Genomic DNA, 11,598 nt, shown 5'->3' with positions numbered 1-11,598 from the left:
ACGGCGCTGGCGACCAATTTGGCAGCGCGGTTAACCAGCGTAGGACCTCCCCCGGGGGCTTTGTCTGTGAGGTAAGGCTCAGTCGGCCCCCGCGGGGGAGTATCGCGATCTATCGTGTCTCGCTATGCTGGCCGGCGTGGACCTGGAAAAGCACCCCGCAGCCCCCGCCCCCGTGGCCGCCGCCCCCGCCGCGCTGCGCGCCTCCGACGCCGATCGGGACCGGATCGCCGAGATCCTCTCCCACGCCGTCGCCGAGGGCCGGCTGACCGCCGAAGAGCACTCCGAGCGCCTGGACTCCCTCTACGCCCTGAAGTCGGTGGGGGAGCTGGAGGTGCTGGTGGGCGACCTCCCGGCCGGCGCCGCGGCCGCGGCCGTCCCCGCCCCCGGGCCGGCCGGCCTGCCGGCCGCCGCCGCGCCCGGCCCGGCCGAGACGGTGGTCGCCGTGTTCAGCAGCTCCGCCCGCAAGGGCCGCTGGCGCCCCGGGGCCCGCACCCGCGCGGTCTCGGTCCTCGGCGACATCACCATCGACCTCACCGAAGCCGTCTTCGAGCAGCAGGTCACCGAGATCAACGTGACCTCCGTCCTCGGCAACGTCGAGGTGCTGGTGCCGGAGAACGTCACGCTGCGCGGCTACGGCGGCGGGGTCCTCGGCAACTTCGAGGTGCGCGGCGAGGGTGTCGAGAGCGACCCCCAGGCGCCGGTGGTCATCGTCCGCGGGTTCGCGCTGCTCGGGAACATCGAAGCCCACCCCAAGGCCGGCTCCCGCCTGGTCGACCTGGCGCAGAAGTTCCGCAAGCGGCTGGACGGCTGAGTCGCCGCGGGGGCCCCGGACCGGGGCCCGGAGCGAGTCCCGGGGGTCCGGCGCGGCCGGCGCGTGCCTGCGGCGTATTTCGGTCGAACCTCCCATCGGTGACGGTGCACAGTGCTTAGTGGCACGCACAGCGGGTAGGGACTGGTGCATCGTCTCTCGCTCGCGTATACGTCGTCAGGAGTAGACCCGTGCCGCATCCGCCGCATCAGTCCCTGCAGGCAGCCGCCGTCCAGAGTCTTCAGGCGCGTCCGGCCGCGGTGCCGAAGCCACGGGTGCCGGCGAGGGAAGAGGACGGCCCATGGCATGCGGAAGCGGTGTGCCGGCGGGACGAGGCGGGCCTCTTCTTCGCACCCTCCAAGGAGCCGACCGCGGCCCGGCTCGCGCGTGAGGAAGCCGCCAAGCGGGTCTGCGCGCGCTGCCCCGTGATGGTCGCCTGCCGCGAGCACGCCCTGCTCCAGCCCGAGCCCTACGGGGTCTGGGGCGGCCTCACCGCCGCCGAGCGGCGGGTGGTCCTGGGGCGCAGGCGCCGCCGGGCCGCCGAACTGCTCCCCGGGGCGGGTACGCCGCCCATCGCCGCCGCGGGCTGAGCCCCGTCCGCGCGGGCCGGTCCCGTACGCGCGAGCGGGTCCCCGTACACGCCGGTGGGTCTCCCCGTGCCCCCATCCGAAGCCCCGTACGACGAAGGGGCGGTCCCCCCACACCGGGACCGCCCCTTTCGCCGTGCCGTCGCCGGCCCGGCCGCTCCTACTGCGCCCGGTCGAAGTCGATCGCGCTGTAGGCGCGCAGCTTCGAGAGGCGGTGGGTGGAGTCGATCTGCCGGATCGTGCCCGACTTCGAGCGCATGACCAGCGAGGACGTGGTCGCGGTCTCCGCGCGGTAGTGGACGCCGCGCAGCAGCTCGCCGTCGGTGATGCCGGTGGCGACGAAGAAGACGTTCTCGCCGGACACGAGGTCGTTGGTGTGCAGGACCCGGTCCAGGTCGTGGCCCGCGTCGAGGGCCTTCTGGCGCTCGGCGTCGTCCTTGGGCCACAGCTTGCCCTGGATCGTGCCGCCGAGGCACTTGATGGCGCAGGCCGAGATGATGCCCTCGGGGGTGCCGCCGATGCCCAGGAGCAGGTCGACGCCGGTGCCCTCGCGCACCGCCATGACCGAGCCCGCGACATCGCCGTCGGAGATGAACTTGATGCGGGCGCCGGTCTCGCGGATCTCCTTGACGATGCCCTCGTGGCGGGGGCGGTCCAGGATGACGACCGTGACGTCCTCGACGGCCATGCCCTTGGCCTTGGCGACCCGGCGGATGTTGACCGAGACGGGGGCGTTGATGTCGACGAAGTCGGCGGCCTCGGGGCCGGTGACGAGCTTGTCCATGTAGAAGACCGCGGACGGGTCGAACATCGTGCCGCGGTCGGCGGCCGCCAGGACGGCGATGGCGTTGGGCATGCCCTTGGCGTTCAGGGTGGTGCCGTCGATCGGGTCCACGGCGATGTCGACCTCGGCACCGGTGCCGTCGCCGACCCGCTCGCCGTTGTACAGCATCGGGGCTTCGTCCTTCTCGCCCTCGCCGATGACGACGACGCCGTTCATCGAGACGGTGGAGATCAGGGTGCGCATCGCGTTGACCGCGGCGCCGTCGGCGCCGATCTTGTCGCCGCGGCCGACCCACCGGCCCGCGGCGAGGGCGGCGGCCTCGGTGACCCGGACGAGTTCCAGGGCGAGGTTGCGGTCGGGAGCTTCGGGAGAGACTTCGAGCTGGGGCGGCAGGTTGTGCTCGGTCATCGGAGCGCACCTTTCTGTACGACGACGGCCGGGATGTGAGGGTGCTGGAACTCTATCGGTACGTCGACATATTGAGCAGAGCGGGTCACTTATGAGCGGAATATCGGTCAACGGGTCGGGCTGAGCGGACACGTCCCCCGTCCCTCCCGTCCCGTGCGGGACGTGCGCCGCGTCCGCCACGCCGACCCCGGCGCCGATCGTCCCCGGGCATGCGGGACGATGGGGGTGTGGCAGGTATGAAAGGCAAGCAGACGGTCTGGGACATGGTGCGGTCGCTGGCGGTGATCGGCGTCGTCGTGGCGGGCATCTACATCTTCCTCCCCCATGACGACTCGGCCGACCCGACGCGCACGGTGGACTACCGGGTGGAGACCATCACGGCCCGGCGTGCCGCGCCGTACCCCGTGGCGGCCCCGGTGGGGCTGCCGAAGGAGTGGCGGGCGACCTCGGTGACGTACGAGCGCAAGGACGCCAACGCCTGGCACCTGGGCTTCCTGGACCCGGACAAGCAGTACGTGTCCGTGGAGCAGTCCAGCGACGCCTCGGTGAAGTACGTGGAGGGCGTCACCCGGGGGGCGAAGGCCACCGGGCAGACCCAGCAGGTCGGCGACCGCGCCTGGGAGCGCTGGGACGGCGAGAAGTACGACGCCCTGGTGCTCCGGCAGCAGGGCTACGTCACCGTGGTGACCGGGACGGCCTCCTTCGAGCAGCTGGGCTCGATGGCCGCCGCGCTGGAGTTCAAGCAGGGGGCGCAGGAGTCGTAGGGCCCCCGCGTTTCCCGAGGGAACACGAAGAAGGCCGCCCGTCCCGGGGAAACCGGGGCGGGCGGCCTTCTTCGTCTGTGCGCTTGTCCGCGGGGCGGGACTCAGACGGTGGTGACGACCTGGTCGAAGTCCAGGCGCGGGGAGCGCGGGAACCAGGCGTTCTCGCCCGGCTTGCCGATGTTGACGACCATCAGCGGGGTGTGGTCGGCGTCCAGGAACTCCTTCTGGACACCGGCGAAGTCCAGGCCGGTCATCGGGCCGGCGGCCAGGCCGGCGGCGCGGACGCCGACGATGAAGTAGGCGGCCTGGAGGGAGGCGTTGACCAGGGCGGACTGCTCGCGGACCGGGCGCTCGGAGAAGAAGGCGTCCTTGGCCTGCGGGAAGTGCGGCAGCAGCTGGGGGAGCTCCTCGTGGAACTCGTTGTCCGCGGAGAGGATCGCGACCAGCGGGGCGGCGGCGGTCTTGGCCTGGTTGCCCTCGGCCATGTGCTTCACGAGGCGCTCGCGGGCCTCGGGGGAGCGGACCAGCGTGATGCGCAGCGGGGTCTGGTTGAAGGCGGTGGGGCCGAACTTCACCAGGTCGTAGATGGCCTGGACCTGCTCCTCGGTGACCGGCTCGTCGGAGAACGAGTTGGCGGTACGGGCCTCGCGGAACAGCAGGTCCTGAGCAGCGGCGTCGAGCACGAGAGACATCGGAAAGCCTTCTTCTGTAATGAGGTGAAGCGCGATGTCTCCGACTCTACGACGAAAGTAGATGAAATTTCAACTAAATCGGTGTGGGGTGACCTGGATCACTCCTCGCGGCCGCCCTCGCGGCCGTCGCCGTCCCCGGCCGCCTCCCGGGCCGCCAGCGCCGAGTCCAGCCGGGCGCGGGCCCCCTCCAGCCAGTGCCGGCAGACCTGCGCCAGCTCCTCGCCGCGCTCCCAGAGCGCGAGGGACTCCTCCAGGGAGGTGCCGCCGGCCTCCAGCCTGCGGACGACCTCGACGAGTTCGTCGCGGGCCTGCTCGTACCCCAGCGCGGTATCGCTCTCAGTCATTCCCGTTTCCCATCGTATCTGCGTACTACAACCAGTTTGTTGCCGGAACTTGTCATCCTTGAGCGGTCTTCGAGGCGCTCTCCGCCGTGACCTCGGCCGTGATTTCTGCCGCGCTCTCCGCCGTGCTCTCCGCCGTGACCTCCACCGCGAACTCGCCCGCCGCCACCCGCGCCCGCAGCACCTGCCCCGGCCCGACCTCGCCGGGCGACCGCACCACGTGCCCGTCCGCCCGCTGGAGCACCGCGTACCCGCGCTCCAGGGTGGCCGCCGGGGACAGCGCGAGGACCCGGGCGCGGGTGTGCTCCAGCTCGGAGTCGGCCCGGTCCAGCAGGTGCCCCAGCGTGCGCCGGCTGCGGCCCAGCAGCGCGTCCAGCTCGGCCTCCCGGGTCTCCACCATCCGCTGCGGGTGTACGAACACCGGCCGGGCCAGCGCGTGCGCGAGTCCCCGTTCCTCCCGGTCCAGCAGCCCGCGCAGCGCCCGGAGTCCCCGGCCCTGCAGCTGGCGCACCCGCTCCAGCTCCTCCCCGACGTCCGGGACCACCTTCTTGGCGGCGTCCGTCGGCGTGGAGGCCCGCAGGTCCGCGACCAGGTCCAGCAGCGGCGAGTCCGGCTCGTGCCCGATCGCCGAGACCACCGGCGTACGGGCCGCCGCGACCGTCCGTACGACCTCCTCGTCGGAGAAGGGCAGCAGGTCCTCCACGCTGCCGCCGCCGCGCGCCACGATGATCACGTCCACATCGGGCCGGGCGTCCAGCTCCTTGACCGCCTGCACCACCTGCGGCACCGCGTGCACCCCCTGCACGGCCACGTTGCGCACCTCGAAGCGCACCGCCGGCCAGCGCCGCCGGGCGTTCTCCAGCACGTCCCGCTCGGCCGCCGAGGCCCGCCCCACCACCAGCCCGATCAGCTGCGGCAGGAACGGCAGCGGCTTCTTGCGGTCCAGCGCGAACAGGCCCTCGGCGGCCAGCGACCGCTTCAGCCGCTCCAGCCGGGCCAGCAGCTCCCCGATGCCGACCGGGCGGATCTCGGTGACCCGCAGGGACAGCTGCCCGCGCGGGGCGTACCACTCCGGCTTGGCCAGGACGACGACCCGCGCGCCCTCCGACACCGCGTCCGCGACCTCCTCCCAGACCTGCCGGAAGCAGGTCACGCTGACGGAGATGTCGTGCGAGGGGTCCCGCAGCGTCAGGAACACCACCCCCGCCCCCGGCCGCCGGGACAGCTGCGTGATCTGCCCCTCCACCCACACCTGACCCAGCCGGTCGATCCAGCCCCCGATGAGCCGGGACACCTGACCGACCGGCAGCGGCGCATCAGCCGACGTATTCAGACCCATGCACGCAGGCTAGCCGCCGGGGCCGACACCCGTACCGGGCCCGTCGGCCGGGGTCCCGGCGCGTCGGCCGCGCTGGGCCACCAGCACGCACAGCCCCACCAGCAGCCACACCGCCCCCACGAGTTGCGCCGTCCAGGAGGCCTCGACGATCACGGCCACGGTCACGGCGGCGCCCAGCACGGGAACCACCAGGTGCTTCCACCAGTTCGGCGGGCCCTCCATCCGCCGCACCACGAACCAGCCCACCACCGAGGCGTGCAGCAGCGTGAAGGCCGTCAGCGCCCCGATGTCCACCACGGAGACCAGATGGTCGAGACCGTCGTCGCGGCGGGCCGCCCACACCGCCGCCACCAGCGTCACCGTGGCCGCGACCAGCAGCGCCGCCCTCGGGGTGCCGCCCGAGGTGCGCGCCAGCACGCCCGGCAGCCGCCGCTCCCGGGCCATCGCGAACAGCAGCCGCCCGGCCGCGGCCTGCCCGGCCAGCGCCGCGAAGGCCGCCCCGATGGCCTTGCTCGCCGCCACCAGGTCGTGCAGCCACCCCCCGACCGAGGCCTCGACGGCGTCGTAGAAGGCCGGCCCCTGCCGGGCCGGGTCGGCGGCCAGCTCCGCCGAGGACACCGGGGTGAGCAGCGACGCCAGGTAGGTCTGGGCCAGGAACAGCACCCCGGTCAGCGCCAGGCAGAACAGCACCGCCCGTGCCACCCGGGCCGAGCCCCCGGTCACCTCCTCCGCGAAGGAGACGATGGCGTCGAAACCCAGGTAGGACAGGACCGCGACCGATACCGCGCCCAGCACGGCGGCCGTCGAGAAGCCCAGCGAGCCGTCGCCGGTCAGCGGCGACAGCCAGCCGCGCCGGGCCCCGTCGCGCACCAGCACGGTCACCGCCGAGACGAGGAAGACGAGCAGGACCAGGACCTCCATGGCGAGCACCGCGAAGCCCACGCGTGCGGCGGCCCGTACGCCCCACAGGTTCAGCAGGGTGGTGACCACCACCGCCAGCGCCGTCCACACCCAGCGGGAGACCTCCGGGACCAGCGCGTTCATCGCGATCCCGGAGAAGAGGTAGGCGACCGCCGGGATCAGCAGGTAGTCCAGCATCGCCATCCAGCCGGCGATCAGCCCCGGCCCCTCGCCCAGGGCCTTGCGGGCGTAGGTGAACACCGAGCCCGCCTGCGGGGCCACCCGCACCATCTGCGCGTACGAGAGGGCCGTGAGGGCCATCGCGGCCGTCGCGACGAGGTAGACGAGCGCGACGGCGCCGTGCGACCTGGCGTCCAGGGCGCCGAAGACCCCCACGGGGGCCATGGGGGCGATGAAGAGGAGGCCGTAGACGACCAGGTCCCGGAATCCGAGGCTCCGGCGCAGGGCGGTGGACGGGACGGTGGTGGAATCCGTGGCGGACGCCATCGTTCCTCCGAGGGATCGCCGGTATGGACGTTCGACCAAGTGTGTGCCGAACGGGGGACGTCCGGCCTGCTGGAGACCCCCGTACGATGGAGCGTATGAGTGCTCCCGCCCCCGCTTCCGCATCCCGCCGCGTCCTGCTCGCCGCCCCGCGCGGCTATTGCGCGGGAGTGGACCGCGCCGTGATCGCTGTCGAGACGGCCCTCCAGCAGTACGGTGCGCCGGTCTACGTCCGCCACGAGATCGTGCACAACAAGTACGTCGTCCAGACCCTGGAGAAGAAGGGCGCCATCTTCGTCGAGCGGACGGAGGAGGTCCCGCCCGGCTCCATCGTGATGTTCTCCGCGCACGGCGTGGCGCCGGTGGTGCACGAGGAGGCCGCCCGCGGCAGGCTCGCGACGATCGACGCGACCTGCCCGCTGGTCACCAAGGTGCACAAGGAAGCGATCCGCTACGCCAACGAGGACTTCGACATCCTCCTCATCGGCCACGAGGGCCACGAGGAGGTCATCGGCACCTCCGGCGAGGCCCCCGACCACATCACCATCGTCGACGGCCCGGACGACGTCGCGAAGGTCGAGGTGCGCGACGAGTCCAAGGTCGTCTGGCTCTCGCAGACCACGCTCTCGGTCGACGAGACGATGGAGACGGTCGACGCCCTGAAGACGAAGTTCCCCCTGCTCGTCTCCCCTCCCAGCGACGACATCTGCTACGCCACCTCCAACCGGCAGGCCGCGGTCAAGGTCATGGGCGCCGACTCCGACCTGGTCATCGTGGTCGGGTCGAAGAACTCCTCGAACTCGATCCGGCTGGTCGAGGTCGCCCTCGACGCCGGCGCGGGCGCCGCGTACCTGGTCGACTTCGCGAGCGAGATCGACGAGGGCTGGCTGGAGGGCGTCACCACCATCGGCCTGACCTCGGGCGCCTCGGTGCCGGAGGTCCTGGTCGAAGAGGTCCTGGAGTGGCTGGCCGCCCGCGGCTACGCCGACGTGGAGATCGTCAAGACCGCCGAGGAGTCCATCGTCTTCTCCCTCCCCAAGGAGCTGCGCCGCGACCTGCGCGCGGAGGCCGCCGAACTGGTTGCCGGGGGCGCGGACGAGTAGCCCGCCGGGCCCGGCGTTCGTACGGTGAACCCATGCAGATCTTCGGTGTGGACATCGGCGGTTCCGGGATCAAGGGCGCTCCCGTGGACCTGGACCGCGGCGAGCTGGCGCAGGAGCGCCACAAGGTACTGACACCACATCCGGCCACCCCCGAGGGGGTGGCCGGCTGCGTTGCGGAGGTGATCGGGGCGTTCTCCTGGAAGGGCCCGGTGGGGGTCACCTTCCCGGGCGTGGTCACCGGGGGCGTCACCCGGTCGGCGGCCAACGTCGACAAGGCGTGGGTGGGCACGGACGCCGCCGCCCTGCTCTCGCGGGAGCTCGACGGCCTGCCCGTCGCCGTCCTCAACGACGCGGACGCGGCGGGCGTCGCGGAGATGACGTACGGGGCCGGGCGCGGCCGGGGCGGCACCGTCATCCTGCTCACCCTGGGCACCGGCATCGGCAGCGCCCTGTTCACCGACGGGCAGCTGGTCCCGAACTCGGAGCTGGGCCACCTGGAGCTCAAGGGCCATGACGCGGAGACCCGGGCGTCGGTGAAGGCCAAGGAGGACGGCGAGCTCACCTGGGAGCGCTGGGCGCACCGGCTGCAGAAGTACCTGGCCCACGTCGAGATGCTCTTCTCCCCGGACCTGTTCATCCTCGGCGGCGGCGTCAGCCGCAAGCCGGAGAAGTTCCTCCCGCTGATCCAGGGCATCAGGGCGGAGATCGTCCCGGCGAAGCTCCAGAACGACGCGGGCATCGTCGGCGCGGCGATGGCCGCCCGCGACCTGGCGCGGCGGGCGGGGTAGGCGGGCCGGGCGGGTCAGGCGGTGCTGCTACTGCTGCGGCGGGCGGCGCGCCGCCGCCCGCTCAGCGCGGCCCGCCGCACCAGGGCGATCAGGGCGGCGACCAGCGTGCCCGCGTAGAGCCAGCCGGCGTGCAGGGACAGCGCCGATACCACCCCCATCAGCTGCCCGCCGACGCCGCCGGAGCCGCCCGACACGGGCCAGACCCCGGCGGCGAAGGCGATCGGCACGGCCACGGGCGCGGTGATCAGGTCGGCCGGCCGCACCCACGCGGCGGTCGCGGCGGCCACGGGCAGGAAGAGCAGCCCGTACGCGAAGAGCGAGGAGTCGAAGAGCAGCCAGGAGATCCCGGCGGCCAGGAGCATCGCGACGCAGGCGAACAGCCCGCCGCCGAGCCCGGTCAGCCGGGGCCGGGGCAGCCGCCGCCCGCCCCGGGCCGCGGGGGGCCGGGGAGCGCGCACCTGAGGGTGACCTGTCGAACGCATCCTGTATTGCTCCACCGCACCAACCTAGGCGGGAGGCCCCCCGGATCGCCCCCCGGACACGCGTACATCCACCGGCGCTCATCGGAAAGTAAACTGTCCGACGGCCCACTCCGGGCCGCCGCCCCCTCCAGCTACGGGAAGTCGCCAACGTGTCGCTCACGATCGGAATCGTCGGCCTGCCGAATGTCGGCAAGTCGACCCTTTTCAACGCCCTGACCAAGAACGACGTGCTGGCGGCCAACTACCCGTTCGCCACCATCGAGCCGAACGTCGGCGTCGTCGGCGTCCCGGACCCGCGCCTGGCGGTCCTGGCCGGCATCTTCGGCTCCCAGAAGGTCCTCCCCGCCACGGTCGACTTCGTCGACATCGCGGGCATCGTGCGCGGCGCCTCGGAGGGCGAGGGCCTCGGCAACAAGTTCCTCGCGAACATCCGCGAGTCGGACGCGATCTGCCAGGTCATCCGCGCCTTCAAGGACGAGAACGTCGTCCACGTCGACGGCAAGGTCTCGCCCAAGGACGACATCGAGACGATCAACACCGAGCTGATCCTCGCGGACCTCCAGTCCATCGAGAAGGCGGAGCCGCGCCTGACGAAGGAGTCCCGCCTCCAGAAGGAGAAGGTCGCGGTCCTGGCGGCCGTCGTCGAGGCGAAGAAGATCCTCGAAGCGGGCGACACCCTCTTCTCGAAGGGCATCACCAAGGGCACGGAGCAGGGCGACCTCCTCCACGAGCTGCACCTGCTCACCACCAAGCCCTTCCTCTACGTCTTCAACGTGGACGAGGACGAGCTGACGGACGAGGCCTTCAAGGCGGAGCAGTCCGCGCTGGTCGCCCCGGCCGAGGCCATCTTCCTGAACGCGAAGCTGGAGCAGGACCTCTCGGAGCTGGACGACGAGGAAGCCCTGGAGCTCCTGCAGTCGGTCGGCCAGGACGAGCCCGGCCTCGCCACCCTCGGCCGCGTCGGCTTCGCCACCCTGGGCCTCCAGACCTACCTGACGGCAGGCCCGAAGGAAACCCGCGCCTGGACCATCAAGCAGGGCGCCACCGCCCCCGAGGCGGCGGGCGTCATCCACACCGACTTCCAGCGCGGCTTCATCAAGGCCGAGGTCATCTCCTTCGCGGACCTGGTCGAATGCGGCTCGGTCGCAGAAGCCCGCGCCAAGGGCAAGGCCCGCATGGAGGGCAAGGAGTACGTCATGCAGGACGGCGACGTGGTGGAGTTCCGCTTCAACGTGTGAGCGGATAGCTAGAGACGGCCTGACCTGCGAGAACGCGGGTCAGGCCGTTGTGCTGTCCGCAGCAGTCCGCAGAACGCTTCCACTCCGGGGATGCGGGACGCCGCTGTCTCTGGGCACGCAGGTGCTGTTTCGCCCTCACTGCGATCGTTCGAACTGGTAGGCGCAATCTCGCGCAGAAGTCACCGTATTAGTGCGTTAGCTTGATCGTTCACGTCTGCAGTGGGGAGGGGCGCCGTGAGCGGGCTCGCGCCTGACTTGGAGTTCATCGCGGAGGGCATGATCCGCGGTTCCACGGGGTTGATCGAGACGATGCGTGGGGCTCGGGATACGGCCATCGCGCTGGGACACGAGCTGGCACGGCAGCAAGGGATGGCCGGCGATGACGACGCGGGCCGCTCGTTCGCCAAGGTTTACGCGTCGGCGGCGTCCACGACTCTGGACAAGATGGGTTTCAGTTCGTACATCCTCGGGGCCACGAGCCGAGGTCTGATGCGCAATGCCCGTGAATTCATGGCTCAGGAGAGCCGCACGGTGTCCGCGTTCCTGGGGGAGCAGGTCGATCTGACCGTAGGCATGGGTGACCCGGGCGCCGACTGCACGGAGAACTATCTCGGCCTCGGGCAGGAGCTCCCGGGAGTGGTGGGGGAAACCGCTTGGTACGACCAGTACGCGCCAGGCGGACGTAGCGACCGGTTCCGTGGTTCACCCGAGAAGATCCGCGACGCCGGCCGGTGATGGCAGCACGCCGGATCCCTCTTGCAGCGGTTCCTCAAGGATGCCCAGGTCTATGCCTCCACCGCCAGCAAGGCGCACTCGGGGGAGGCGGCTGATGCCTTCCAGTCGTACTTCAAGCACAGTGT

At 71.5% G+C, this 11,598-nt stretch carries 13 protein-coding genes; 7 read left to right on the top strand and 6 right to left on the bottom strand.

Annotated elements, in window-relative coordinates:
- Positions 1 to 136 precede the first annotated feature (136 nt).
- Entirely contained in the window at positions 137 to 811 is a 675-nt protein-coding gene (locus SLAV_RS14170; protein WP_030226208.1) for a DUF1707 SHOCT-like domain-containing protein, read from the top strand.
- Positions 812 to 999: 188 nt separating this feature from the next.
- Positions 1,000 to 1,398, top strand: coding sequence for a WhiB family transcriptional regulator (locus SLAV_RS14165; RefSeq protein WP_384941468.1), 399 nt, complete (start codon positions 1,000 to 1,002; stop codon positions 1,396 to 1,398).
- A 157-nt stretch (positions 1,399 to 1,555) separates the two neighbouring features.
- On the opposite strand, the gene glpX is transcribed toward SLAV_RS14165, so the two are convergent.
- Positions 1,556 to 2,587 carry a class II fructose-bisphosphatase gene (gene glpX, locus SLAV_RS14160; protein ID WP_030226205.1) on the bottom strand — a complete coding sequence of 344 codons (1,032 nt, stop codon included), beginning with the start codon at positions 2,585 to 2,587 and terminating at the stop codon, positions 1,556 to 1,558.
- A gap of 236 nt (positions 2,588 to 2,823) precedes the next feature.
- Here glpX and SLAV_RS14155 point away from each other — a divergent pair, with 236 nt between their 5' ends.
- A complete protein-coding gene (locus SLAV_RS14155; protein ID WP_234333418.1) occupies positions 2,824 to 3,351 on the top strand; it encodes a DUF4245 domain-containing protein in 528 nt (175 codons plus the stop codon).
- A gap of 101 nt (positions 3,352 to 3,452) precedes the next feature.
- On the opposite strand, the gene SLAV_RS14150 is transcribed toward SLAV_RS14155, so the two are convergent.
- The 4 genes from SLAV_RS14150 to SLAV_RS14135 all read right to left on the bottom strand — a co-directional run bounded on the left by SLAV_RS14150 (position 3,453) and on the right by SLAV_RS14135 (position 7,130).
- Positions 3,453 to 4,043 carry a malonic semialdehyde reductase gene (locus SLAV_RS14150; RefSeq protein ID WP_030226199.1) on the bottom strand — a complete coding sequence of 197 codons (591 nt, stop codon included), beginning with the start codon at positions 4,041 to 4,043 and terminating at the stop codon, positions 3,453 to 3,455.
- 98 nt (positions 4,044 to 4,141) lie between these two features.
- Positions 4,142 to 4,387 (bottom strand): exodeoxyribonuclease VII small subunit, encoded by a 246-nt coding sequence (locus SLAV_RS14145; protein ID WP_030226198.1) that lies wholly within the window; start codon positions 4,385 to 4,387, stop codon positions 4,142 to 4,144.
- Positions 4,388 to 4,439: 52 nt separating this feature from the next.
- Positions 4,440 to 5,723 carry an exodeoxyribonuclease VII large subunit gene (xseA, locus tag SLAV_RS14140; RefSeq protein WP_234333406.1) on the bottom strand — a complete coding sequence of 428 codons (1,284 nt, stop codon included), beginning with the start codon at positions 5,721 to 5,723 and terminating at the stop codon, positions 4,440 to 4,442.
- 9 nt (positions 5,724 to 5,732) lie between these two features.
- Positions 5,733 to 7,130, bottom strand: coding sequence for an APC family permease (locus SLAV_RS14135; protein ID WP_030226193.1), 1,398 nt, complete (start codon positions 7,128 to 7,130; stop codon positions 5,733 to 5,735).
- Positions 7,131 to 7,216: 86 nt separating this feature from the next.
- On the opposite strand from SLAV_RS14135, the gene SLAV_RS14130 reads away from it, so the two are divergent.
- Together SLAV_RS14130 and ppgK are read left to right on the top strand one after the other, a co-directional pair.
- Positions 7,217 to 8,230 (top strand): 4-hydroxy-3-methylbut-2-enyl diphosphate reductase, encoded by a 1,014-nt coding sequence (locus tag SLAV_RS14130; RefSeq protein ID WP_030226191.1) that lies wholly within the window; start codon positions 7,217 to 7,219, stop codon positions 8,228 to 8,230.
- A 32-nt stretch (positions 8,231 to 8,262) separates the two neighbouring features.
- Positions 8,263 to 9,018 (top strand): polyphosphate--glucose phosphotransferase, encoded by a 756-nt coding sequence (gene ppgK / locus SLAV_RS14125; protein ID WP_030226190.1) that lies wholly within the window; start codon positions 8,263 to 8,265, stop codon positions 9,016 to 9,018.
- A 14-nt stretch (positions 9,019 to 9,032) separates the two neighbouring features.
- On the opposite strand, the gene SLAV_RS14120 is transcribed toward ppgK, so the two are convergent.
- The gene (locus SLAV_RS14120) at positions 9,033 to 9,500 is read right to left on the bottom strand and encodes a DUF6542 domain-containing protein (RefSeq protein WP_051840338.1); all 468 of its coding nucleotides are present in this window, start codon (positions 9,498 to 9,500) and stop codon (positions 9,033 to 9,035) included.
- A gap of 149 nt (positions 9,501 to 9,649) precedes the next feature.
- Between SLAV_RS14120 and ychF the strand changes: the two genes are divergently transcribed.
- Positions 9,650 to 10,738 (top strand): redox-regulated ATPase YchF, encoded by a 1,089-nt coding sequence (gene ychF / locus SLAV_RS14115; protein WP_030226187.1) that lies wholly within the window; start codon positions 9,650 to 9,652, stop codon positions 10,736 to 10,738.
- A 234-nt stretch (positions 10,739 to 10,972) separates the two neighbouring features.
- Positions 10,973 to 11,473, top strand: a complete 501-nt coding sequence (locus SLAV_RS42405) for a hypothetical protein (protein WP_234333404.1) — start codon at positions 10,973 to 10,975, stop codon at positions 11,471 to 11,473.
- Positions 11,474 to 11,598: the final 125 nt, after the last annotated feature.

Source organism: Streptomyces lavendulae subsp. lavendulae (genome assembly GCF_002803845.1).
In the GTDB taxonomy this organism is placed as follows: Bacteria; Actinomycetota; Actinomycetes; order Streptomycetales; family Streptomycetaceae; genus Streptomyces; species Streptomyces lavendulae.
This window is presented reverse-complemented; position numbering and strand designations above follow the sequence as displayed.